The sequence below is a fragment of the Cupriavidus cauae genome (genome assembly GCF_008632125.1).
Taxonomy (GTDB): Bacteria; Pseudomonadota; Gammaproteobacteria; order Burkholderiales; family Burkholderiaceae; genus Cupriavidus; species Cupriavidus cauae.
The window spans coordinates 100,680-125,071 of record NZ_VWRN01000019.1; the positions used below are offsets into that span (position 1 = coordinate 100,680).

The following is a 24,392-nucleotide window of genomic DNA, read 5'->3' on the forward strand; positions in this document are numbered from 1 at the left end:
ACAGCCCTTACGCGCCTGTCCCTTACGACTCTCACGACTTTTTCCGCACAGGACCCCGACATGCCCGCCCCTCGCTCCGACTCCTCGCCCGGCAAGCCCGCCGTGACCGTCAACCAGCGCACCTACCGATGGATGCAGCAGCCCGTGGTGGTGGTCTGCGTCGACGGCTGCGAGTTCGACTACCTGGAAGCCGCCGCCGCCAGCCGTAGCGCGCCGTATCTGCAGCGGTTGCTGGCCGAGGGCGCGGCGTTCCGTGGTGCCTGCGTGGTGCCGACCTTCACCAACCCGAACAACCTGTCGATCGTCTGCGGCGCGCCGCCGTCGGTGCACGGCATCTGCGGCAACTACTTCTTCGATCGCACGGCCAACGGCGGCCGCGGCGAGGAAGTGATGATGAACGACCCGAAGTACCTGCGCGCCGGCACCATCCTCGCGGCGTTCGCCGAAGCGGGCGCCAGCGTCGCCGTGGTCACGGCCAAGGACAAGCTGCGCCGGCTGCTTGGCCATGGGCTGCGCGGCATCTGCTTCTCGTCGGAGAAGGCAGACCAGGCCAGCGTGGAAGAGAACGGCATCGACAACGTGCTGGAACTGGTCGGCATGCCGGTGCCCAGCGTCTACAGCGCGGAGCTGTCCGAATTCGTGTTCGCCGCCGGCGTGCGGCTGATGGAGACGCGGCGTCCCGATCTGATGTATCTGTCGACGACCGACTATATCCAGCACAAGTTCGCCCCGGGCTCGGACGGCGCCAACGCCTTCTACGCGATGATGGACCGCTATCTGGCGCGGCTCGACGCGCTGGGCTGCGTGGTGGCGCTGACCGCCGACCACGGCATGAACGCCAAGCATGACGCGCACACCAAGGCGCCGAACGTGATCTTCCTGCAGGACCGGCTCGATGCCTGGCTCGGCCGCGGCGTGGAGCAGGGCGGGGCGCGCGTGATCCTGCCGATCACCGATCCCTATGTCGTCCACCACGGCGCGCTCGGTTCGTACGCGACCGTCTATCTGCCCGACGATGCCGACGCCAGCGACGCCGCCGCGTTGAAGTCGAAGCTCGGCGATATCGAGGGCGTCGAAGCGGTGCTCGACAATGCCGAGGCCTGCGCGCGCTTCGAGCTGCCGCCCGATCGCGTCGGCGATCTGGTGGTGATCAGCGGCAAGCATGTGGTGCTGGGCACCAGCCGCAGCCGCCACGACCTGAGCGGACTGGACGCGCCGCTGCGCTCGCACGGCGGCGTGTCGGAGCAGACCGTGCCGCTGCTGTTCAACCGTCCCACCGCCGGCATTCCGGGCAAGGCGGTGCTGCGCAACTTCGACATCTTCGACGTCGCGCTGAATCATCTGCATTGATCCGGCCCGGCCCGGCCTCGGCTAGGCCTGGCCTGGACCGGATCGCCCCTTGCCTGCACCTCACGGAGCCCCGAACATGAACGCCCCCCAGTTTCCCGCCGCCTCTGTCAGCCCGCATTTCCGCGCCGAAGCGCTGCGCATCGACGGCGAGAAGGTCGTGCGCGACCGCGTCATCGACGTGCGCAATCCCTACGACGGCAAGCTGGTCGGCACGGTGCCGAAGGCGACCGTCGAGGACGTGCGGCGCGCTTATACGGTGGCGCGCGCCTATCGCTCGACGCTGACGCGCTACGAGCGCGCCGCGATCCTCAATCGCGCCGCGGCGCTGCTGCGCGAGCGCACCGAGCCGGCTTCGGACCTGATCACGCTCGAATCGGGACTGTCGAAGAAGGATTCGCTGTACGAGATCGGCCGCGTCGCCGACGTGCTGAACTTCGCCGCCAACGAGGCGCTGCGCGACGACGGCCAGATGTTCTCGTGCGACCTGACGCCGCACGGCAAGAAGCGCCGCGTGATGACGCAGCGCGAGCCGCTGCTGGGCGTGATCACCGCGATCACGCCCTTCAACCACCCGATGAACCAGGTCGCGCACAAGGTCGCGCCGTCGATCGCGACCAACAACCGGATGGTGCTCAAGCCCTCGGAGAAGGTGCCGCTGTCCGCGTACTACCTGGCCGATCTGTTGTACGAAGCGGGGCTGCCGCCGCAGATGCTGCAGGTGCTGACCGGCGATCCGGCCGAAATCGCGGACGAGCTGATCACGCATCCGGCGGTGGACCTGATCACCTTCACCGGTGGCGTGGCGATCGGCAAGTACATCGCGGCCAAGGCGGGCTACAAGCGCGTGGTGCTGGAGCTGGGCGGCAACGATCCGCTGATCGTGATGGACGACGCCGACCTCGAGCGCGCCTCGGACCTCGCGGTGCAGGGCTCGTACAAGAACTCCGGCCAGCGCTGTACCGCGGTCAAGCGCATGCTGGTGCACCAGGCCGTCGCCGCGCGCTTTACCGAGCTGGTGGTCGAGAAGACGCGGGCGTGGAAGTACGGCGACCCGATGGACCGCGGCGTCGACATGGGCACGGTGATCGATGCGCAGGCCGCGGCGCTGTTCGAGGCCCGCGTCAACGAGGCGGTGGCGCAGGGCGCGCGGCTGCTGATCGGCAACCAGCGCGACGGCGCGCGCTATGCGCCCACCGTGGTCGATCGCGTCGATCCGGCAATGACGCTGGTGAGGGAGGAAACCTTCGGCCCGGTCTCACCGATCATCACGTTCCGCGATATTGACGAGGCCATCCGCATCTCCAACGGCACGGCCTTCGGCCTGTCATCCGGCATCTGCACCAACCGCATGGACGACTTCACGCGCTTTGCCAACGAACTGCAGGTCGGGACCGTCAACCTGTGGGAGGTGCCCGGCTACCGCATCGAGCTGACGCCGTTCGGCGGCATCAAGGACTCGGGGCTGGGCTACAAGGAGGGCGTGCAGGAGGCCATCAAGAGCTTCACCAACCTGAAGTCGATCACGATGCCGTGGGGGTGAGAGCGGTGAGAGGGGCCGGGTGAGAGCGGGGGGGTCAGAGGTGCGTGCGCAAGCGGCGTGCGCGGTCGCCGCTGCCGTCCTGTCACAACGCTCCGCTAAAATCCCCGCACCTTCCACAAGCCTCGGAGCTCCCGTGCTGGCCGAACAACGGCAGAAATACATCCTCGACCAGCTGGCCGCCAGCGGCGCGCTGCAGATCAGCCAGTTGGTCAGCGAGCTCGACGTCTCGCGCGAGACCATTCGCCGCGACCTCAATGCGCTCGCCGCGCGCGGCCTGCTGACGCTGACCCATGGCGGTGCGCTGGCGTCGAACCGCGCCGAGGCCGATACCCAGACGCGGGCGGCCGTCAATGCCGAGGGCAAGCGCGCGATCGGCGTGCGCGCCGCCGAGCTGGTGCCCGACGGGGCCTCGGTGATCATCGACTACGGCACCACCACGCATGCCGTCGCGCAGGCGCTGCTGGGCCACCACAACCTGCTGGTCTATACCAACGACCTGTCGATCGCGCTGCTGCTCGGCCGCCGCAACGGCAACCGTGTGGTCGTGCTCGGCGGCGAGCTGCAGGACAACGAGGACGCCACCAACGGCTGGGACACCGTCGAGCAGCTGTCGCGCTATCACGCTGATTTCGCCTTCATCGGCATCGGCGGCATCAGCAACGATGGCGAGGTCAGCGAGTATTCGCGCCCGGCGGCCGAACTGCGCGGCCGGATGCTGCTGTCGGCCAGCGTGCCCTGCGTGGTGGCGGACCATACCAAGTACGGCCGGCATACCGGCGTGCAGGTCCGGCACTTCGACAAGGCGGCCTATCTGATCAGCGACATGGCCCCCGAGGCCTCGCTGGCCGAGGCGCTGAAGCGCCGCGGACCGGCGCTGCTGATCGCCTGAATTGGCGGCCGGAACGGGCAGTTCCGCATTTTTGCGCTGCGGGTCACAACACTTTTGACTGTCGAATTTCACCATTTCGGTGCTAAAGTCGCGCTCCGACTCAAGAAAATTCGACAGAGACAGCTGTGAGCCTTCCGACCCTCGATGCCTTCCTTGCCGGCGTGGCCCGGCGCGATCCTGACCAGCCCGAGTTCCAGCAGGCGGTCAAGGAAGTGATGATGACCCTGTGGCCGTTCGTCGAGCGCAACCCGCGCTACGCCGACCAGGCCCTGCTGGAACGGCTGGTCGAGCCCGAGCGTGTGATCCAGTTCCGCGTGGCATGGACCGACGACCAGGGCAAGGTGCAGGTCAATCGCGCCTTCCGCGTGCAGCACAGCTCGGCGATCGGCCCCTACAAGGGCGGCATGCGCTTCCATCCGACCGTCAACCTGTCGGTGCTCAAGTTCCTCGGCTTCGAGCAGACCTTCAAGAACGCACTGACGACGCTGCCGATGGGCGGTGGCAAGGGCGGTTCGGATTTCGATCCCAAGGGCAAGTCGGACGGCGAGGTGATGCGCTTCTGCCAGGCGCTGATGACCGAGCTCTATCGCCATCTCGGCGCGGACACCGATGTGCCGGCCGGCGATATCGGCGTGGGCGGCCGTGAGGTCGGCTTCATGGCGGGCATGATGAAGAAGCTGTCGAACCAGTCGGCCTGCGTCTTTACCGGCAAGGGCCTGGCCTTCGGCGGCAGCCTGATGCGTCCCGAGGCGACCGGCTACGGCACCGTCTATTTCGCGCAGGAGATGCTGCACCGGACGGGTCGCGACTTCGACGGCCAGCGCGTGCTGATCTCGGGCTCGGGCAACGTCGCGCAGTACGCCGCGCAGAAGGCGATCGAACTGGGCGCCAAGGTGCTGACCGTGTCCGACTCGGGCGGCGTGCTGCACTATCCGGAAGGCATGAACGACGAGCAGCTCGCCGCGCTGATGGCGTTCAAGAACGAGGAGCGCGGCCGCCTGTCGGACTTCGCCGAGCGCCAGGGCCTGCGTTTCGAGGCCGGCCGCACGCCGTGGCATGTGCCGGCCGATATCGCGCTGCCGTGCGCGACGCAGAACGAGCTCGATGGCGAGGATGCCAAGCGGCTGCTGGCCAATGGCGTGTTCTGCGTGGCCGAGGGCGCCAACATGCCGTCGACGCTGGAGGCGGTGGACCATTTCCTTGCCGCGCGCATCCTGTACGCGCCGGGCAAGGCCAGCAATGCCGGCGGCGTCGCGACGTCGGGCCTGGAGATGTCGCAGAACGCGATGCGGCTGTCGTGGCATCACGCCGAGGTCGACTCCAAGCTGCACTTCATCATGAAGGACATCCACCAGAACTGCATCCATCACGGACGCAAGGACGACGGCTACATCAACTATGTCGAAGGCGCCAATATCGCCGGCTTCGTCAAGGTGGCCGACGCCATGCTGGCGCAGGGCGTGATCTGACGCTCTTGACGCTCAGGTCGGGCGCGCCGGCGATGTAGCTTCTTACTCGCGTCTTGCCCGTGTCGCAGCGGCGGCGCTTGCGGCGTGGCAATTCTGCAAGCCCGTGTAAGAACGCGCCGCCGGCGCCAGCGATACCGCACCGCACAGCGGGCCTTCGGGCCCGCTTTCTTTTTGTCAGTCGGTACCCGCCGACGGCGCCGAGGCCGGAATGGCTCTTGCATCTGGGCCCTGGCGCGGCCGGCATAGCGTGACCAGCGGCAGCGCGAGCCCGAAGGCGACATAGACCAGCGCCAGCGACCACGGCGAGAGCCGCCGCTCGAAGCCCGGGGTCAGCCGTTTCGGCGTCAGGCGCAGGTCGACCACGCAGGCCGCCGCCGCGACCGCGAGGCCGGCCAGGATCGCCGCCGCGGGCCTCTGCCGCTGCGGTGAGCGGCCCACCCAGGCTTCGTAGAACGCGGCCCAGAATACCGACATCGCATGATGGATCACGTATCCCACCGCGGTATAGCGCCACGCCGGACCATTGGCATGGATCGCCCGATCGCCCCAGACCCAGTGGCTGACGGCATTGACCGGCGCCAGCGTGTCGCGGCAATCGAAATGGCCGGCGCAGGCCAGGGCGATGGTGGACAGCGCGCTGGCGCTGGTGCCGGAGACCAGGCTGCGGCCAACGAAATCCTTGATGGGGCTCATGTTGGCGCTCATGTCGGTTCCTTGGAACGGGATGCGGCGACCGGCGGCACCGCGCCTCCCACGGTGCTGCTGACCGGCGCCAGCGGTTTCATCGGCGCCGCGATTGCCGCGGCGCTGGCACGGGCCGGCTGCCGGGTCCTCTGCGGCGTGCGCGATCCGGCGAAGGCCGCGCGCGACCTGGGCGCATGCGAATTCCGTGCCGTCGATTTCGGCGCGCTGACCGACGCGCAGGCATGGCTGCCGCTGCTCGACAGCGTGGACGTGGTCGTCAATGCGGTCGGCATCTTTGCCGAGCGCGGCACGCAGACCTTCGAACTGCTGCATCGGCGCGCGCCGATCGCGCTGTTCGCCGCCTGCGCGCAGGCCAACGTGCGCGCGGTGATCCAGATCTCGGCGCTGGGCGCGGACGAGCAGGCCACCACGCCGTACCACCTGAGCAAGAAGGGCGCCGACGATTTCCTCGCCGGCCTGGGCCTGCCGGCCGCGATCCTGCAGCCCTCGCTGGTCTACGGGCCGGGCGGGACCAGCGCGCGGATGTTCGGCACGCTGGCGACGATGCCGCTGCTGCTGTTGCCCGAGGGCGGGAAGCAGCGCGTGCAGCCGGTCCATCTGGACGATGTGGTGGCCGCGATCGTGCGGTTGGTAATGATGGCCGGAGACAGCGACGGCGGGGGTCCCGGCGGTGGTCCTGGCGGTGGTCCCGGCGGTGGTCCTGGCGGTGGTCCTGGCGGTGGCCCTGGCGGTGGTTCTGGCGGTGGTCTCGGTGGTGGTCGCGGTGTTGGTCCCGGTTGTGATTCCGGTGGTGATTACAGCGGCGGTCGCGGAGTCGGTCGTGGAGGCGATCCCGGCGGCGATCCGGCAATGCGGCGGAATTGGCCGCAAGGACGCATCCCCGTGGTCGGACCGACGGCCCTGAGCCTGCGCGACTACCTCGCCCAACTGCGCCATACGCTCGGGCAACCCGGCGCGCTGCGCGTGCTGCCGGTGCCCGACGCGCTGGTCCGCGCCGGCCTGCCGCTGATGACGCGCCTGGCGCCGGGGCTGCCGTTGAACGAGGACGCATTGGCGATGCTCGCGCGCGGCAATACCGGCGACCCCGCGCCGATGCATCGGCTGCTGGGAAGGCCGCCGCGCGCCGTCGACGAATTCGTACCGGCGCGCTGGCGCGAGGCCGCGCGCACGCAGGCCGTGCTCGGCTGGCAATTGCCGATATTGCGCACCGCCGTCGCGCTGGTCTGGATCATCACCGGCATCGTCTCGCTGGGGCTCTATCCGGTCGAGGACAGCTATGCCTTGCTGGCACGCGCCGGCGTACCGCAGGCGCTGCGGCCGCTGGCGCTGTACGGCGCGGCCGGGCTCGACCTGTTGTTCGGGTTGATGTGCTTCGCGCCCGCGCGCTGGCGCTTTCCATGGATCTGGGCCGCGCAGGCCGCGCTGATCCTCGGCTACACGGCGATCATCAGCGTGCGGCTGCCAGAGTTCTGGCTGCATCCCTATGGTCCGCTCACCAAGAACCTGCCCATGTTGGCCGTGTTGTGGCTGCTGGGTACGCTGGAGCGCAAGCGATGGACTACATGATCGTCAAATGGATCCACGTGGTCGGCAGCACGCTGCTGTTCGGCACCGGCGTGGGCAGCGCCTTCTATCTGCTGGCCGCCACGCTGACGCGCGACAGCCGCGCGGTCGCGGTGACCTCGCGCCATGTGGTGATCGCCGACTGGCTGTTCACCGCCAGCACGGCGATCCTGCAGCCGGTGACCGGCTACATGCTGATGCGCATTGCCAATTTCTCGTGGGAGCTGGCGTGGCTGCGCGTGTCGATCCTGCTCTATGTAGTCGCCATCGCGTGCTGGCTGCCGGTGGTCTGGCTGCAGATGCGGATGCGCACCGTGTCCGCCGCCGCGGCAGGCGCGCAGGCACCGCTGCCGCCGGCCTACTGGCGGTACTTCCGCTGGTGGTTCGCGCTCGGTGTGCCGGCGCTGTTCAGCTTCCTGGCGATCTTCTATCTGATGATCGCCAAGCCGGCCACGCTGTTCTGAGGGCGTGCCGACGGGGTGACCGGCTTCAGCGTGTGCCAGTGACCGACGTCCGCGCGCGTCAGTGACGGCCTCCGCGCGCGTCAGTGGCTGGCCTCGGCGCGCGTCAGTGGCCGGCCTCGGCGCGGCAAGGGGGCGACCCACAGCGCGCCCGTGGCCGCTACAGCGTGCGCCCGCGGCGAGTTTCGGCGCCCCCCTGGACCGGCTTCAGCGTGCGCCGCTCTCGCGCGGATCGGTGCTGGGCTCGCGCGCCTGATCGATTGCGGCACCGCCGCTGCCCTTGCGCTCGCGGCCCTTCAGCGGCGCCTGCGGCGGCGACGGCGCGGCGCCGGAGGCCTGCGTGCGTGGCGAAGGCTCGTCCTTGCCACCGGGCGCGCTGGGCATCGGATCGCCCAGCTTGCCCAGGCCGCCCGGATTCGAGCGGATCGCTTCACCTTCGCGGGTCGACGGCTGGGTCACCGCCTTGGGCTGGCGCGACATCTGGTTGCCGCTGCCGCGTTCGGATTCGGTCGGCACATTGGCCGGCTGCGCAGCGGCCGTGGTCGCCCACGCCGCGCCGAGCGCCAGCAACGCGGCGCAGACACCATGTCGATGGAACAGCATGATTTCTCTCCTTGTGGACCGGATATCGACCCTTGAAGCACAACCCGGGCCAAGGAGAGGCGCGCCCGGATCAGCCGAGCCGGACCGGCGGCTCGGTGGCGTGCACGGGTACCGTCGCCTGAGCGGTTACCGTTGCTCCGGCTTCCACGCCGGCGGGCCTGTCGAAGCCAAGCCAATGGCGAAGCCCTGGAGGCAGTTTACCCGCCATGTACAGCAAGAAGCCCGCGCGCCGCTCATATTCCAGCCGCATCGACGTCTTGCCCTCGACAAAGTCCTGGAACAGCTGCCGCAACGGCTTGAGCATCGCTTCGTCGCTGCGTAGGGTCATGCTTTCGATCAGTTTCCTCAGCGCCATTTCGTCGGCGGAAGACGCACAGCACCGCAGGCTGTCGATCATTGTCTTCCTGTCGTCGGCATAAACGTCGTCGAGACGAACCAGGGATCGCAGCTCCAATGCCTGGAGCAGGGCTCGATCCATTCCAAACTCTGCCATCGCTTTCCACAGAGTGTCTCGGGTAACGGGCCGATCGCGATCGAGGAGTGCTTTCAGCAAGGCATCGATGGCAAGGAACTTGTTTTCCCGCATCTCGTCGATCGTGGCGTCACGTTGTGCATCGAGGAAGTGTTTGGCTTGCTCATGCGCCTGCATGTCGTTGTCGGCCAGCACATTGGTGTTATGGCGGTTCTTGTAGTTGCGGATAACGCTGGCGACAAGCCATACCGTGCCGCTCAGCAGCGCCACGGCACCCACCACGATGCCGACCGGGGTACCAGTCCGAATACCGCCGCGGCCACGATCAAACCGGTACCGATCCCGATCGAGACGCCGCCATATGCCATGCGGAACTTGGCCCACCAGATCTTCAGCCGTTCGGCTGCCTCGATGGCCCCAAATGCCTTTTCGCGGTGGTGCATCATGACTTCGATCATGTCATTGGCGCGCTGAATATCGGCAAGTCTTGCCGATTCCGCGTGCTCGACCTCTTGTGCCGGTTCATGCTGTTGTGCGATGACTGGCACGGATGCCTTGGCGGAAGCAGCATTGCGTGGCCGCTCCTGTGGAAGCGCACTCGCGATATCCGACACGCGCCGCTGGCGAGCGTGCGGGTCCTGCCAGTCCGATCCCCGGATTCGAGCCGCTTGGATGTCTTCCAGCCGGCGCGTGGCCTGATACCAGGCCAGTGCCCCCGCAGCGACATGCATGGTGCCCATCGCCACGCTAAACGCACCACCGGCGACACCGGCTGCGGCGAGGTTCACTCCCGGAACACCGGCCTTCCCGAGGGTCGCCGCAACGCTGCACGCGGTCCCGCCCAACTGGATCACGACGTCGCGTGCGGTAGCCAGACCCAGCGCGTGAATGTTATCGGTGGCGTCGGCCAGTTCGTTGGCAGCCTGTTCGTACTGGATATAGTCTTTGAGATCCTTGACGAGCTCCAGGGCCCGCTCCTTGAGCTGCTCGACTACGTCCTGCAGGCCGGCTTCTGTATCGGCCAATTTTCTGGGCGGCTGGGTCGGATCCGATTCGTGCGCGATCTCTGGTAGAGGTTTGTTCTCATCGTCGACCGGCCAGTTCCGCAGCAGGGCCTCCAATTCACGTTGCCGGTCGAACAACCATGCGATCCGCTCTTTGTACTCATCATCGCCGTGCACGAATCGCTCATGACCATTTGCACACTGGCGGATGTATTCTTTCAGCTCGCTTTTCTTGCGATCGGCCTTCCATGTCAGGTGAACAGTCCCAGCTGCTTCCAGAATAGCGAAGACGCCGCGACCAACCCCGCTTCGCTCGTCGCTGGCGCGTGAGAGGTAATGGACAGCGTATCCATCTTTCCGGTCGCAAAAGCGGTCACCTGGAGGATCGCGCGACCGGCCGTCGTCGAACCCCACGCGCCATATGTCAACTCGTTGAGTAAATGCCAACCTTTGGTTTTTTCCAGTTTGGCATGTGTCAAAAAAGGAGGCGGCCACCTTGGCGTTTCCATACTGCCTGCGGGAACCTCGCCGGGAGCTGCCTGGTTGGCCAACTGAGCAGTTCTTGGGAGGGACTTGTCTAGCTCTTCTGTCGAGCGCGTGGCGATGTCGGCCTCTGCAGGGCTCGGATCGCGATCTGCGATACCACCGACTGACTCGAGAATTTTTCCTTGATTCCCACAAACGACAGACCGAAAAGAGCCAATTGGCATGGTCTCCTCCAGGGGTTGTTCCGTTCGTTATCGCCAGCGCCGCCTTGGCCCATATGTCCCGGCGCACGGCAGATAAAAAATCTCATGCGGTTTGCCCGCGCTCGCTCGCCTGGCTACCACAGGACGGCCGGCAATGAGTCGGCGCGAGGCACCGGCTTACTCTTGGGCTCATAGGCACGCATGGGATCGATCGGCGGCACCGTACCCGGTAGGGGTTCGGGCGGGGCCAGATAGTCGAGTTCTTCTTCGCTGCAAGCAGCCATATAGGGATCCGATCCTCGTCCGCGCGTGTTGGATAACCGGTCGAGGAGGCTGATCAAGAGATCCGTCTCATGGCCAATCGAGAACTTGACGCGGAACTTGTGGGTAAGTTGGCTGAAGCCATGGCGCAGCGCACGCAATGCCACATAGTCCTCGTCACGGGGAACGGCGGACATTGATTTGTAAATCGATTCCCAACGCCGCACGGAGCCCGGCACATCGTTCGGACTGATTCTTTGCGCCAACTGCGCCAGAACGCGCAATCGGGCGAAGCGAATTTCCTCATTGGCTGGATCCAGCTCGAGCGCCGTTTTGGTCAGCATGTCGAAGGACTTGCTGTCGGTATGGGGGATCCAACGTGCGAAGTAGCGCATCAATTCCAGTGCCCACAGATCCGAGTGCCTCCGCGCGCGGTCGAGCACGTCGATGATCAGGTTTTGCCTGCCCTGGACCGACATTGACCGCGTCATGAAAATCACTGTTCGCATGGCCCATTCGCGCGTGACCGGCTTCTGCGTTGCCACTGTATCGACCATCGAGAGGATCTGATCGGAGCGATCCATTCCGGCGATGCGTCGGGCAATGACATCGTCGTTTCGATACTGCGGCATCATCGACAAGGCCTTGAGGGCGAATGAAAGGCCTTGCATGTGGTGGCGAGTGTGGAACCTCCGATCTGGAGATACCGCTCATTTGGGGGAATCCGGACCAATACCTCACATAACAATTCGGACGGAAGATCGAGTACTGGAAACGGCGTGGCGGGTTTCGAAGGCAGTACCGGCCTGGGCTGCTGTTGGACCGGCGCATACATCTGATCATCCTCTCGCGGCGGCTTGTCCGGCCCGACGCGCAAATCGGAGCTGGCGCATCGCTTTAGCCGCTGCGACGGCGTATTGAGGCGGCCGAAGAAGGAGAGCACCGCATCCCATGCGCCGGTAATGCCTTCGCGCGGAGAGCGGGGGGCAGCGTCTTGCGTTCGGCGGTGATATTGAACGCAGGCCGCGCTTCCGCCAGCCTGAATTGCCATCGTTCCATGATGGCTCCGTGAATTGACGTCTGCTGTGGGCGGTGGTCTGGTATCGACGGCGGCGGACGAACAGGCATGAGTGGTGCCAGCCATGATTGCTCCTGAGGAAGTGGGGATGGGACCGCCAGCGCTTGGCGGTGGTTAGCACCGATGGGGGGACGTGCTTGCCGGTGCTAACGCGGAAGTGTCGACGTCGAGGTTTTACTCAACTGTCGAATTCCGCCGCAACTTTTGCGATTTGAGGAACCAGGCCGGCGCGGACCTGGCGCGCCGATCGCCGACCGTTCGGGAATAGGTCAGGGAACGAACGGACGACGGTCGGGAACGATCCGGGAGGAAGGAACGACGACCCCATCGTCATCACAGGGTCGTCGCTTTCGGGCAACAGGTGTGCGGCGGTGAGAGAGGCGCTTCGGGCGCAAATCCGCGCCCATGATTGACCGCGTTGCCCCTGCGCGCTACGGGGCGTTACGGAGCGCTCCTGAGCGTCGTGTGCCCCGATGCCGACCGATGCGGGCCGGGTCGACGCTGCCCGCTCAGACGTTCGTCCGGAACGGATGGTACTGATACAGCCACGTCTCCGACAGAGGCTTGCCGTTCAGACGCAGGAACAGCCGCATGTCGACCGGCTCGTCGCCGTCGACGGTCAGGTCGAACTGCGCGCGCCAGTGGCCCGGCACGCCGTTGGGCACGGCCTCGGTGAAGATGTACGAGAACTTGCCGCGCGAGGCCCACAGCACGGCCTCGGGCTTGGTGCCGAAGGGCAGGCCTTCGAGCGGTGCGCCCTTGAACTCGACCATGAACTTGCGCACGCCCGGCGGGCGCGGCTGGCCGGGCTGGCCGCCGTTGCCCATGCGCGTGGCCACGCAGCGGGCCAGCGGCGTGGGATAGGGTTCGTCCGCCAGCCAGTGCAGGCGGTAGCGCAGGCGATAGGCGTTGCCGGCCTTGGCCGGCGCCTTCGGCACCCACATCGCGACGATGTTGTCGTGAATCTCGTCGTCGGTCGGGATCTCGATCAGCTGCACGGTGCCGGCGCCCCAGCCCTCGCGCGGCTCGACCCACAGGCTCGGCCGGCGCTCGTAGAAGACGCCGTCCTGGTAGTGGTCGAAATTGCGGTCGCGCTGCAGCAGGCCGAAGCCGCGCGGGTTGTCGTCGCCGAAGGCGGACGCGATGGTGCGCGGCGGATTGTTCAGCGGACGCCAGACGCGCTCGCCCGCGCCGGTCCACATCGCCAGCCCGTCGGAGTCGTGCACCTCGGGGCGCCAGTCGACGCCGGTGCGCTTGACCGACTCGGAATACCAGAACATCGAGGTCAGCGGTGCCAGGCCCAGGCGCCCGACGTCCTTGCGCAGGAACAGCGCGCAGTCGACGTCCATCACCACGCCCTTGGCGCGCTGCATCGTGAAGCGGTAGGCGCCGGTGACGCTGGGCCCGTCGAGCAGCGCGTGCACGGTGACGGTATCGCTGCCGTCGCGCGGCGCCTCGAAATAGAAATGAGTGAAGGAGGGGAATTCCTCGGGCTTGTCCGGCTGCGCGACATCGACCGCGATGCCGCGCGCCGACAGGCCGTACTGATAGAGCTCGCCGATCGCGCGGAAGTACGAGGCGCCAAGAAAGGCGACCCAGTCGTTCTTGCGCCAGTCGAGCTTCTTCTGGTCGCCGAGCCGGCTCTCCTGGAAGCGAAAGCCGGCGAAACCGCTGCCGCGCGGCAGCTTGCGCGCCGGGCTGTTGGCCGGCATGTCGAAATACGACTCGTCATAGACGATCTCGCGGGCAGTGCCTCCCGAACTTGCACCGCCGGTCTCGACAAGATGCATCCGGACCGGCACGCGGAAGAAGGTGCCCAGGTGGAAGAAGGTCACCGGAAACTGGCCGGGACCGTCGGCAAAGAGCGCATCGTCGGTGCGATAGCGGATCTTGCCGTGTTCCTCGTAGTCGATGCGGGCCAGGATGTCGGCCGGCGGGGAGGGGGGCGCGACATACGGCCGGCCTGCCATGGTGCGGGCCAGTTCGACCAGGCCCTCGTGGGTGAAGGGTTGGCCCTTGGCCAGTTTGATGCGGCCGGCGGCCAGAGCGGAAGCGGGAATGCCCAGTGCGGCGAGCGCAGCAGTGGCGGCGGCGGAGACCAGCACGGTCCGTCGGTTCATTTTCGGCATGCGGTGAATCGGCGTCTGGCGCCTTCAATGAAGTTGCAGAAAAGACGCCCGCTGGCGCAAAAAGTTCGACGGCTCCGTGGGGAGCCGGACGCCGCGGGCACGACAGAACGCAGCATGGTACCGCATGGCCCCGGCGCACTCGGCACTTGAAGGCATGCGCTACGGACGCGGTCGAGACGTGACAAGGAGCAGACGAGACGCCGCTGAGACCGGGGTGAGATCGGAATGAGACCTTGCCGGACGCTGGTTGGGGGCTGCCTGAACCCAGCTGGCACCTTCTGCGACCCTGCTCGGACTCGCCCCGCACGCAAATAGAGGTTGTGATTCCGCGCTTGTGAAATATAGTATGTGATATATCAATTCACCAAAAAAGCACGGGAGACAGCCATCATGAAGGTATGTATCTACGGCGCCGGCGCCATCGGCGGCTACATCGGCGCGCAACTGGCCGGGGCGGGCGTCGACGTCAGCTTCGTCGCACGTGGGCCGCACCTGGCGGCGATGCAGGCGAACGGCGTCAAGCTGCTGATCGACGGCGAGGAGCGGGTGCAAAAGGTCCGCTGCACCTCGGACCCCCGCGAACTCGGCGAACAGGACTATGTGTTCATCACGCTGAAGGCGCATTCGGTGCCAGGCGTGGTCGACCTGATGCAGCCGCTGCTGGGCCCGGATACCGCGATCGTCACCGGCGTCAACGGCATCCCCTACTGGTATTTCTATCGGCACGGCGGCGAGCTGGCCGGCACCACGCTGCAGAGCGTCGATCCGGGCGGCCGGCAATGGAGCGGCTTCGGTCCCGAGCGCGCGATCGGCTGCGTGCTCTATCCCGCGGCGGAAATCGCCGCGCCGGGCGTCATCCGGCACGTCTACGGCAAGAAATTCCCGCTCGGCGAACCTGACGGCACGCGCTCGGAACGGGTGCTGCGCCTCAGCGAGGCGATGATCGCCGCCGACCTGGAGGCGCCGGTGCGCGAGGACATCCGCAACGAGATCTGGCTCAAGCTGTGGGGCAATCTGTGCTTCAACCCGATCAGCGCGCTGACCCACGCCACGCTGGACGTCATCACGTCTGACCCGGGCACGCGCGCGCTGTCGAGGCAGATGATGCTCGAGGCCAAGTCGATCGCCGAACGCTTCGGCGTGCATTTCCGCGTCGATGTCGAGCGGCGGATCGACGGCGCGGGGGCCGTGGGGGCGCACAAGACCTCGATGCTGCAGGATCTGGAGGCGGGCAGGGCGATGGAAATCGACCCGCTGCTGACGGTGGTGCAGGAGATGGGCCGGCTGGTCGGCCAGCCGACGCCGATGATCGACGCGGTGCTGTCGCTGATCAAGCAGCGCGAGCGGATGGCGCAGGCGGCGTGAGCGCGGCCGGGCCCGCCATGGCGGCCACCATGGCGCTGGCCGTGGTGACCGCCATGACGGTGACCATGGCCTGGGCGGCGCAGCGGGTCGGTTGCGCCGCCGCCACGCCTGGACGATGCCGCCAGATCGAAGTGGCGGTGCACGCGTTCTGATATACCATATACAAAAATCGAAAGAGCGATCCCATGTCCGTGCAACCCGCGCAACGTCAAGCCGAGATGTCTTCCGCCACTGCCTCAGATGCGCCTCCCCCGGGCCTGGCGCTGTCCCTGCAGCCGATCAACGCCGGCGCCAGCCTGCGCGACCAGGCCTACGCGATGCTGCGGCAGGCGATCGCCGATGCCGACATCTACCAGTCGCGCGAGGAGATCCGGCTCGACGAGCGCGTCCTGAGCGAAGCGCTGGGCGTCAGCCGCACGCCGATCCGCGAGGCGATGACGCTGCTGGAGCAGGAAGGCTTCCTGCGCACGGTGCCGCGCCGCGGCATCTACATCATGCGCAAGACCAAGCGCGAAATCGTAGAAATGATCCAGATGTGGGCCGCGCTGGAGAGCATGGCCGCGCGCCTGGCGACGCTGCATGCCACCGACGAGGAGATCTCGCGGCTGCGGCATATGTTCGACAACTTCCGCGATACCACGCCGGCCGAGCATATCGAGGAATACTCGGACGCCAATATCGCGTTCCATCAGGCGATCGTGCAGCTGTCGAAGTCGCAGATCATCATGGACACGATCAAGAACATCTTCATCCACGTCCGTGCGATCCGGAAGATGACGATCTCGCAGAGCGACCGCGCCGCGCGCTCGATCGTCGACCATCTGCGCATCATCGAGGCGCTGGAAAAACGCGATACCGAACTGGCCGAACGGCTGGTGCGCCAGCACTCGCTGGACCTGGCCGACTACGTCGAGAAGAACTGCGATTTTCTCGACTGACGACAGTCCCGCGGCACGCGCCGCAAGCATCGAAGGCCGGTTCGCCGGCCTTTTTTCATGTCCCCGCCCGAATCATGTCTCCGCGGCATGCTGGCCCCGCCGCATCATGGCCCCGCCGCATCATGGCCGCACCAGCATCACGCCCGCGCCTGCGTCTCCCGCACGAATTCCGAGGCCGACTCCAGCAGCCATTCCCGCAACCGCGACATCGCGTCGCTGACCGGCTGCATTTCGGGATAGACGAGGTAGTACCCGCCCGATGACGGCATCGCCAGCGGCACCGGCATCACCAGCTCGCCTTCCTCCAGATAGCGCTCGACCAGGAAGCGCGGCACCAGCCCGATGCCCAGCTTCGCGCGCGCGGCGGCGATCACCATGCTGTGGTGGTCGTAGCGCGTGCCGCGCATCGCATTGACGTCCTCGACGCCCGCGAGGCGCATCCATTGTTCCCACTCGAACTGGCGCGTCGACAGATGCAAAAGCTCCGCCCCGGCGATATCGGCCGGGCGGATGCGCTTGCGGCCGCCGAAGTAGTCGGGATGGCAGACCGGCACCGACTCCTCGGGAAACAGCGGATCGGCGCGAGCGCCGGGGTAGTGTGGCTCGCCGAAGTGGATGGCGGCGTCGAAATCCGTTCCGTCGAACAGGAACACGTCCGAGCGCGCGGTCAGGTTCAGCACCACCTGCGGATGGCGCGCGTAGAAGTCGGGCAGCCGCGGAATCAGCCATTCGACCGCCAGCGTCGGCAGGCAGGCGAGCTCGACGATGCCGCCGCTGCCCTCGTGCGCCATGATGTCCAGCGTATCGCGCTGCAGCTTGCGCAGCGTTTCGCGGACCTGCCGGCTGTACAGCGTGCCGGCCGGCGTCAGCGTCAGCCGCTGGTTGACGCGATGGAACAGCTGCACGCCGAGCTGGCTTTCCAGCGTGGCGATCTGCCGCGACACCGCGCTCTCGGTGACGTAGAGATCGGCCGCCGCGCGGCGCAGGTTCAGATGCGAGGCGGCGGCCTCGAAGGCGCGAAGACTGGACAGGCTGGGGACGCGAAAAGCCATTGGCGCGATGGGGTGGAACGTGGTTGCGAAGTGGGCAGGACGTGGGCGGGGCGTAGGTGCGACGTGGCCCGCAAAGTTGATGCGTTTTTCTCATCAACCCCGGCAAATTTCTCGCTTGAGCACCGTTCGGGGATGAGAAAGAATCGGCGCCGTAGCAAATACCAAAGCCAATACCAACACCAATACCAACACAGCAAGAGCCCCCGGAGGAGACCGCATGACAAAGATGAACCCGTCCCGCATTCCTGCTGCCATCGCTGCCGCCATCGCGGCCGTCGCGCTGGCCGTGCCGATGACCTCAGCCGTAGCGCAGACGCAGGATTTTCCGAACAAGGCGGTCCGCATCGTCGTGCCGTACCCGCCGGGCGGGACGACCGATATGGTAACCCGGCTGATCGGCGATCAATTGTCGAAGGTCTGGGGCCAGCCGGTCATCGTGGACAACCGTCCCGGTGCCGGCGGCATCGTCGGCACCAGCCTGGCGGCGAAGGCGCCGTCCGACGGCTATACGCTGCTGATGGGCTCGGTCGGCGAGTTCGCCATCAATCCGACGCTGTACCGCAAGCTGGCCTACGACGTCGCCGATTTCGCGCCGGTGTCGCTGGTCGCCCGCGTGCCGAACGTGCTGGTGATGTCGCCCGCGTTCGCCGAGCGCTCCAGGGTGATGTCGCTGCCCGATTTCGTCGCCTATGTGAAGGCCAATCCGAAGAAGGTCAACATGGCCTCGGCCGGCAACGGTACCTCGACCCATCTGGCCGGCGAGCTGTTCCAGCGCATGACCCACACCGAGATGAGCCACGTGCCCTACAAGGGCAGCAGCCCGGCGATCTCGGACATGATGGCCGGCAATGTCGACGTGATGTTCGACAACCTGCCCGCCTCGCTCGAATTCATTCGCGCCGGCAAGCTCAAGCCGCTGGCGGTGACCTCGGCGCAGCGCTCGCCGGCGCTGCAGGATGTGCCGACGGTGGCCGCAGCCGGTCCGGTGCCGGGCTTCGACGCGACGCCGTGGTTCGGCCTGTTCGCGCCGAAGGGGGTGTCGCCGGCGGTGGCCGAGAAGATCAGCAAGGACCTGGCGGTCGCGCTGAATGACGCGAAGATCCTCGGCCGCATGCGCAATATCGGCGCCGAACCGGCCTTCAACACGCCCACCCAGTTCGCCGAACTGGTCAAGCGCGACCGCGAGAAGTGGGGCGAGGTCGTCAGGCAGTCCGGCGCGACCATCGATTGATTTCCGTCGGCGGCGGCCTGCATGGCGGGCCGCCGTTCTTTTCGCAGGCCGGCGCCGCCGCGCCCGCGATCCGTTTTCCCAAGCCATCGTCTTCATTGTCTTCAGAGTCTCCATGTCCGACCACATCCTCTCTCTGGTGTCCGCCTGCGTGGGCGCGACCAAGGCCGCCAAGCTGCTGTCGCTGATCGAAACGCCCGCAAGCCTGCCCGCCGGTGCCGCCGGCCAGCCCAGCCGTGCCGAAATCGCGCACGCGCTGAACGTGGTGCTGTTCGACGGCATCCTGACGCGCGTGCCGACCGGCCGCGAGTACACCGAGGATGTCGCCGCCGCCGGCGGCAAGGTCAACTTCGACCATGGCGCGCTGCGCACGGTGGCGTGGCAGGCCAATGGCCAGCTGCCTCCTGGCGAGGCGGCCTTCACGCGCTTCCTGCGGCCGCTGGGCTATCGCCTGAACGGCACCTATCCGCTCGACCGCATCGGCATGACCGGCCGCTCCTATGCGCATGAAGACGCGCCGGACGGCATCGCGCAGTTCTTCGTCAGCGAATTCCACCCCGAGCGCTTCAGCGCCGAGCTGCAGGCCGCGGTGACCCGCGTGGTGTCGACCTCGGTCGATCCGCTGCGTCCGGACACGGTGGCGCTGCTGTGGAAGCTCGACCGCGACCGCACGCTGCCGCAGGACGAGGCCATCCACGTGATCTGCAACCTCACCGCCTGCTTCGAGCGCCATCACGACACGCCGCGGCTGGAGGACTACCAGCGCATCCTGCAGGAATCGGCCGAGATGGCGTGGATCGCCACCGAGGGCAATGCCTTCAACCACGCGACCGACCGCGTCGAGGACGTGTTCGCGCTGAGCGACCAGCAGCGCGCGCTCGGCCGGCCGATCAAGGAAAAGGTCGAGGTGTCGGGCAGCGGCCGCGTCAAGCAGACCGCGTTCCGCGCCGATCCGGTGATGCGCGAGTTCGTCGGCGCCGCCGGCGAGATCGTGATGCGCGAGGTGCCGGGTTCGTTCTACGAGTTCATCACGCGCGACCGCTATGCCGATGGCGGCAGCCAGAACAAGCTGGACCTGGGCTTCGATGCCTCCAACGCGCAGGGCATCTTCAAGATGACCGCGGCCACGGTCTGAGGCCGCGCAGATGTCGTCCAGCAAGGAGCTGATCGGGTTTCTGTCGCAGGCCCATCCGGACCTCGACGTGCTGACCGATGCGACCGACCGCGCCGGCTACGAGACCGGCGCGCGCTACGGCGTCGGCACCGCCGCGGCGGTGGTGCGGCCGGCCGCGCGCGAGCAGGTGCAGGCCGTGGTGGCCGCCGCGCAGCGCTTCGGCGTGCGGCTGGTCGTGCAGGGCGCGAACACCGGCCTGGTCGGTGCGTCGACGCCCGATGCGGGCGGCGAGCAGATCGTGCTGAGCACCGCGCGCCTGAAGGGCGCCATCGCGGTCGACCCGCTGAACCAGTCGGTGACCGTCGGTGCCGGCGTGCTGCTCAGCGAGCTCAATACCCGGCTCGCGCAGGACGGCCTGTTCTTCCCGGTGGACCTGGGCGCCGACCCGACCATCGGCGGCATGATCGCCGCCAATACCGGCGGCGCGCGGCTGCTCAAGTACGGCGACGTCCGGCAGAACCTGCTGGGGGTCGAGGCGGTGCTGGCCGAGCCGGCCGGCGAACTGCTGGACCTGAACCGGGCGCTGCGCAAGAACAATGTCGGCTTTGATTTCAAGCAGCTGTTCGTCGGCACCGGCGGTGCCTTCGGCGTGGTCACCGCGGCGACGCTGCGGGTCTATCCGCTGCCGGCGCAGACCGCCACCGCGCTGCTGGTGCCCACCGGCGTGGCCGAGCTCGAGGCGCTGCTGCTGGCGCTGAACGCGGAGCTGGGCGATTTCCTGTCGTCGTGCGAGGGCATCTCGCGCGAAGCGGCGCAGGCCGTGGTGCGCCACCTGGACGATGTCGAGGACCCCTTCGCCGAGATGGAAGGGGCCGACTACGCGATGCTGGTCGAGCTGTCGTCGACGATGCCGAGCCGCGCCGGCGGGCTCGATCTCGAGGCGCTGCTGATGGACTTCCTGGAGCGCCACTACGGCACGCTGATCGGCAACGCGGTGGTCGGCAAGCCCGAGGCGCTCTGGCGCCTGCGCCATTCGATCACCGAGTCGATCCGCAACGAAGGCAAGATCATCGCGCTGGACCTGTCGGTGCCGCGCTCGCGCTTCCCGGCGTTCCGCGCAGAGGCGCGCGCGCTGATCGCCGCGCGCTATCCGTGGCTGCGCATCTACGACTTCGGCCATCTCGGCGACGGCGGCGTTCACCTGAACATGGTCTGGCCGCTGCAGGACGCGCCGGCCTACGACGAGGCGGTGGCGAGCGAGGTCCGTGCCGAGCTGTACCGGCTGACGGTCGAGCGTTTCGACGGCAGCTTCAGCGCGGAACACGGCATCGGCCCGTACAACGAACGCTTCTATCGCGATTTCACCGCGGACGCCGTGCTCGGCCATGTCGGCGCGATGCAGTCGCGGCTCGATCCGCGCCGCACGCTGAGCCGCCTGTGGCTCGGCAAGGGCGAATGACGGGCCCGGACGAATGACCAGACCGGACCAATGACAAGCACGGACGCCACCATGTTCCCCTTTGCCTCGGCCTTCCAGCAGCCGGTCGGCTCGCCGATCCGCGAGCTGTTCCCCTACCTGTCCCGCCCGGGCATGATCTCGTTCGCCGGCGGCTACCCGGCCGCCTCGACCTTCGATACCGCGGCGATCGGCCAGTGCATGGCCGAGGCGCTGGCCAGCCATCCGGCCGAATGCCTGCAATACGGCGCCACCGAAGGCGTGCCGGCGCTGCGCGAGGCGCTGAGCCGGCAGATGGGGCAGGCCGGCGCGCCGACGCCCGCCGAACGGATCCTGGTGACCTCGGGCTCGCAACAGGGCTTCGACTTCCTGGTGCGCGCCTTCGTCGAGCCCGGCGTGCCGGTGATCGTCGAGGCGCCGACCTATCCGGCCGCGATCCAGGCGCTGCGCCTGGCCGGTGCCCGGCTGGTGCCGGTGCGGGCCGATGCCGAAGGGATCGATACCGTCGCGCTGGACCAATGCCTGCGCGACTGCGCGCCGGCCGAGCGCCCGCGCCTGATCTATCTGGTGCCGACCTTCGCCAATCCGACCGGCGCGACGTTGTCGCTTCGGCGGCGTCAGGAGGTGCTGCGGCTCGCCGCGCAATACGAGCTGCTGGTGATCGAGGACGATCCGTACGGCTGCCTCGCCTTCGACGGCGCGCCGCCCGCGACGCTGCTGTCGATGGCAAACGGCGAGCCCGCACTGCGCGACCGCATCATCTACCTGGGCAGCCTGTCGAAGACCGTGGCCCCCGGCCTGCGGATCGGCTGGATGGCCGCGCATCCCGACGTGGTGCGGCGCGCGGTGCTGGCCAAGCAGGCCTCGGACCTGTGCACGCCGCCGTGGATCCAGCGCGCGATGGCCGCCTATCTGGACGCCGGCCATCTGCGCGGACAGATCGCGCGCATCGTCGCGGTCTACCGCGACAAGCGCGACGCCATGGTGTCGGCGCTCGATCGCGAGCTCGGCGGCCGCGTCGACTATGCGCGGCCTGGCGGTGGCATGTTCGTCTGGGCCTCGCTGCCCGAGGGCGTCGATTCCACCGCACTGCTGCGCGAGGCGATCGAGGAAAACGTGCTGTTCGTCCCCGGCAAGGCCTTCCACGTGGCAACCGGGCAGCCATCACCGGCGCTGCGGCTGTCGTTCGCGACGCCGTCGGTGGCCGAAATCGAAGAGGGCGTACGGCGCCTCGCGCGCGCGTTGGCGAGGGTCTGACGGGCCCGGGCGGCGGCATTCCCCGGTAATATCGCGGGGCTTCGGGCTTGCCCGTCATCCTGTCCTTGATCGCCTTGCCCGCCGCCTTGCCCGCCGCCCTCCCGACTGCCTTCCCGACCGCCCGATGGAATATCTGATCATCGCCCTTGGCGCCGCCCTGGCGGGATTCGTGCAGGGGCTGTCGGGCTTTGCCTTCGGCATGGTCGCGATGTCGCTGTGGGCATGGACGCTGGAACCGCGCATGGCCGCGGTGCTGACGGTGTTCGGCTCGCTGACCGGGCAATTGATCGCCGCGGTGCGCGTGCGGCGCGGTTTCGATGTCGCGGCGCTGGCGCCTTTCATTGCCGGCGGGCTGGCCGGCATTCCGCTCGGCATGCTGCTGCTGCCGTATCTCGACATGGCCTCGTTCAAGACCGCGATCGGCGCCTTCCTGGTGCTATGGTGCCCGGCCATGCTGATGGCGCGGCGGCTGCCGCCGCTGCGCTGGGGCGGCCGCAGCGGCGATGCCGGCGCCGGCCTGATCGGCGGCGTGATGAGCGCGATCGGCGGGTTCAGCGGCACCGTGCCGACGCTGTGGTGCACCTTGCGCGGCTATCAGAAGGACCGGCAGCGCGCCATCATCCAGAACTTCAACCTGACCATCCTGGCCGTGACGATGGCGGTCTACCTGATCGCGGGCAACGTCACCGTCGAGATGCTGCCCCGGTTCGCGGTGGTCGCGCCCGCGATGCTGATTCCCACGCTGATCGGCGCAAAGGTCTATCACCGCATCGACGAGGCGCGTTTCCGCGCGATCGTGCTGACGCTGCTGACGGTGTCGGGCGTGATGATGCTGGCATCGGGTTTGCCGACGGTGCTCGGCCGCATCGGCTAGCGACGGCGATGCCGGCGCCGGCCGCTCAGGCCGGCTCGTTGCCGAACGCCTGCCCGAGTTCTTCGCGCAGCAGCCGGCCCAGTTCCACCCTCCGCCCGGGATGCATGCGGCTGCTGATCGCGCCCAGGCTGATTGCCGCCTCGGCGCCATAGGGCAGCGAGAAGGCGCAGCCCACGCCCGACACGCCGACCGTGATGCTGTCGACGATCTCGGCAAAGCCCTTCTTCCTCGCACGCTCGACCGCGCTGTTCAACTTGGCCAGCGTCATGCCGTGTTCGGCGTAGAGCGCGGCGCGCCGCTTGAACACCTCGCGGATTGCGTCGTCGCGCATCTTCGCCATCAAGGCCAGGCCGCCGGCGCCGATGCCGAGCAGCCGCCGCTGCTGCGGCACCGTGGTGAAGATGCGCACCGGAAAGGGCCCTTCCTCGCGATGCAGGCAGACGGTGAAGTCGCCCTGCTGCACCACCAGGAACACGGTATCGCCGGACAGCCGCGCCAGCCGCTTCATCGCCGGCAAAACCAGATCGACCACCGGCGCCTTGTCGTGGACGGCGGCGCCCAATTGCAGCGCGTCTAGGCCGAGCCGATAGCGCTTGCTGGCCGGATGGCGTTCGGCGAAGCGTTCCTCCTCCAGGCAGCACAGCAGGCGGTAGGCGGTCGGCCGCTCCAGTCCCGTCGCCTCCACCAGTTCGGCCAGCGTTAGTCCTTCCTCCTGACGATCCGCCATCAGCCGCAGCAGCTGCAGGCCGCGCCGCAGCGTCTGCGCGCCGGCGGTCCTGGCGCCTGGTTCCCTGGTCTCCTCGGTCTGCCTCACCCCCTTGATTGCCTTGCTCATCGCATTGTCCATATAGTGGTCATTTGGTGCGGATAAGTTTGTATTGTAGAAACCCTGCTT

The 24,392-nt window shown here is 67.3% G+C and carries 22 protein-coding genes; 14 read left to right on the forward strand and 8 right to left on the reverse strand.

The features are described from left to right. Positions 1-60: 60 nt before the first annotated feature. The 4 genes from phnA (at position 61) to gdhA (ending at position 5,248) form a co-directional block, all read left to right on the forward strand. Positions 61-1,350: a phosphonoacetate hydrolase gene (gene phnA, locus F1599_RS05895; RefSeq protein WP_150082500.1), complete on the forward strand. Its 1,290-nt coding sequence runs from the start codon at positions 61-63 to the stop codon at positions 1,348-1,350. Between the two features lie 76 nt (positions 1,351-1,426). Next, positions 1,427-2,890: a phosphonoacetaldehyde dehydrogenase gene (phnY, locus tag F1599_RS05900; protein ID WP_150082501.1), complete on the forward strand. Its 1,464-nt coding sequence runs from the start codon at positions 1,427-1,429 to the stop codon at positions 2,888-2,890. 133 nt (positions 2,891-3,023) lie between these two features. Continuing rightward, on the forward strand, positions 3,024-3,779 hold the full coding sequence (locus F1599_RS05905) for a DeoR/GlpR family DNA-binding transcription regulator (protein ID WP_150082502.1): 756 nt from the start codon (positions 3,024-3,026) through the stop codon (positions 3,777-3,779). Between the two features lie 125 nt (positions 3,780-3,904). Beyond that, on the forward strand, positions 3,905-5,248 hold the full coding sequence (gene gdhA / locus F1599_RS05910; RefSeq protein WP_149316251.1) for an NADP-specific glutamate dehydrogenase: 1,344 nt from the start codon (positions 3,905-3,907) through the stop codon (positions 5,246-5,248). Between the two features lie 174 nt (positions 5,249-5,422). Here gdhA and F1599_RS05915 read toward each other — a convergent pair whose 3' ends face one another. Next, positions 5,423-5,953: a hypothetical protein gene (locus tag F1599_RS05915; RefSeq protein ID WP_223129670.1), complete on the reverse strand. Its 531-nt coding sequence runs from the start codon at positions 5,951-5,953 to the stop codon at positions 5,423-5,425. 9 nt (positions 5,954-5,962) lie between these two features. On the opposite strand from F1599_RS05915, the gene F1599_RS05930 reads away from it, so the two are divergent. Together F1599_RS05930 and F1599_RS05935 are read left to right on the forward strand one after the other, a co-directional pair. Next, positions 5,963-7,519: an SDR family oxidoreductase gene (locus F1599_RS05930; protein ID WP_223819504.1), complete on the forward strand. Its 1,557-nt coding sequence runs from the start codon at positions 5,963-5,965 to the stop codon at positions 7,517-7,519. Then, positions 7,507-7,980: a DUF2269 family protein gene (locus tag F1599_RS05935; RefSeq protein WP_149316250.1), complete on the forward strand. Its 474-nt coding sequence runs from the start codon at positions 7,507-7,509 to the stop codon at positions 7,978-7,980. The genes F1599_RS05930 and F1599_RS05935 overlap by 13 nt, the downstream gene beginning before the upstream one ends. 204 nt (positions 7,981-8,184) lie before the next feature. Here the strand turns inward: F1599_RS05935 and F1599_RS05940 are convergent, their stop codons facing one another. The 5 genes from F1599_RS05940 to F1599_RS05960 all read right to left on the reverse strand — a co-directional run bounded on the left by F1599_RS05940 (position 8,185) and on the right by F1599_RS05960 (position 14,213). Next, a complete protein-coding gene (locus F1599_RS05940) occupies positions 8,185-8,580 on the reverse strand; it encodes a hypothetical protein (protein WP_150082503.1) in 396 nt (131 codons plus the stop codon). 70 nt (positions 8,581-8,650) lie between these two features. Continuing rightward, positions 8,651-9,322 carry a hypothetical protein gene (locus tag F1599_RS05945; protein ID WP_150082504.1) on the reverse strand — a complete coding sequence of 224 codons (672 nt, stop codon included), beginning with the start codon at positions 9,320-9,322 and terminating at the stop codon, positions 8,651-8,653. After that, positions 9,310-10,551 carry a hypothetical protein gene (locus tag F1599_RS05950; protein WP_150082505.1) on the reverse strand — a complete coding sequence of 414 codons (1,242 nt, stop codon included), beginning with the start codon at positions 10,549-10,551 and terminating at the stop codon, positions 9,310-9,312. The genes F1599_RS05945 and F1599_RS05950 overlap by 13 nt, the downstream gene beginning before the upstream one ends. A gap of 328 nt (positions 10,552-10,879) precedes the next feature. Next, complete coding sequence (locus tag F1599_RS05955; RefSeq protein ID WP_150082506.1) at positions 10,880-11,677, reverse strand: hypothetical protein; 798 nt, start codon at positions 11,675-11,677, stop codon at positions 10,880-10,882. Positions 11,678-12,593: 916 nt separating this feature from the next. Continuing rightward, positions 12,594-14,213 (reverse strand): glucan biosynthesis protein, encoded by a 1,620-nt coding sequence (locus tag F1599_RS05960; protein WP_150082507.1) that lies wholly within the window; start codon positions 14,211-14,213, stop codon positions 12,594-12,596. Positions 14,214-14,603: 390 nt separating this feature from the next. Here F1599_RS05960 and F1599_RS05965 point away from each other — a divergent pair, with 390 nt between their 5' ends. The 3 genes from F1599_RS05965 (at position 14,604) to F1599_RS05970 (ending at position 16,516) form a co-directional block, all read left to right on the forward strand. Continuing rightward, on the forward strand, positions 14,604-15,578 hold the full coding sequence (locus tag F1599_RS05965; protein WP_150082508.1) for a 2-dehydropantoate 2-reductase: 975 nt from the start codon (positions 14,604-14,606) through the stop codon (positions 15,576-15,578). A 17-nt stretch (positions 15,579-15,595) separates the two neighbouring features. Continuing rightward, complete coding sequence (locus F1599_RS26420) at positions 15,596-15,730, forward strand: hypothetical protein (protein ID WP_262484791.1); 135 nt, start codon at positions 15,596-15,598, stop codon at positions 15,728-15,730. A gap of 66 nt (positions 15,731-15,796) precedes the next feature. Beyond that, positions 15,797-16,516 carry a GntR family transcriptional regulator gene (locus F1599_RS05970; RefSeq protein ID WP_023263628.1) on the forward strand — a complete coding sequence of 240 codons (720 nt, stop codon included), beginning with the start codon at positions 15,797-15,799 and terminating at the stop codon, positions 16,514-16,516. 137 nt (positions 16,517-16,653) lie between these two features. Here F1599_RS05970 and F1599_RS05975 read toward each other — a convergent pair whose 3' ends face one another. Beyond that, positions 16,654-17,568: a LysR substrate-binding domain-containing protein gene (locus F1599_RS05975; RefSeq protein WP_150082509.1), complete on the reverse strand. Its 915-nt coding sequence runs from the start codon at positions 17,566-17,568 to the stop codon at positions 16,654-16,656. A gap of 217 nt (positions 17,569-17,785) precedes the next feature. Between F1599_RS05975 and F1599_RS05980 the strand changes: the two genes are divergently transcribed. The 5 genes from F1599_RS05980 (at position 17,786) to F1599_RS06000 (ending at position 23,497) form a co-directional block, all read left to right on the forward strand. Further along, positions 17,786-18,799 carry a Bug family tripartite tricarboxylate transporter substrate binding protein gene (locus F1599_RS05980; RefSeq protein ID WP_150082510.1) on the forward strand — a complete coding sequence of 338 codons (1,014 nt, stop codon included), beginning with the start codon at positions 17,786-17,788 and terminating at the stop codon, positions 18,797-18,799. 112 nt (positions 18,800-18,911) lie between these two features. Further along, positions 18,912-19,931 (forward strand): DUF1338 domain-containing protein, encoded by a 1,020-nt coding sequence (locus F1599_RS05985; RefSeq protein WP_150082511.1) that lies wholly within the window; start codon positions 18,912-18,914, stop codon positions 19,929-19,931. Positions 19,932-19,941: 10 nt separating this feature from the next. Continuing rightward, positions 19,942-21,369 (forward strand): FAD-binding oxidoreductase, encoded by a 1,428-nt coding sequence (locus F1599_RS05990; RefSeq protein ID WP_150082512.1) that lies wholly within the window; start codon positions 19,942-19,944, stop codon positions 21,367-21,369. Between the two features lie 30 nt (positions 21,370-21,399). Further along, entirely contained in the window at positions 21,400-22,623 is a 1,224-nt protein-coding gene (locus tag F1599_RS05995; protein WP_150082513.1) for an aminotransferase-like domain-containing protein, read from the forward strand. A gap of 124 nt (positions 22,624-22,747) precedes the next feature. After that, positions 22,748-23,497, forward strand: coding sequence for a sulfite exporter TauE/SafE family protein (locus F1599_RS06000; RefSeq protein WP_150082514.1), 750 nt, complete (start codon positions 22,748-22,750; stop codon positions 23,495-23,497). 25 nt (positions 23,498-23,522) lie between these two features. Here the strand turns inward: F1599_RS06000 and F1599_RS06005 are convergent, their stop codons facing one another. Next, positions 23,523-24,332 (reverse strand): IclR family transcriptional regulator, encoded by an 810-nt coding sequence (locus F1599_RS06005; protein ID WP_150082515.1) that lies wholly within the window; start codon positions 24,330-24,332, stop codon positions 23,523-23,525. Between the last annotated feature and the right edge of the window lie 60 nt (positions 24,333-24,392).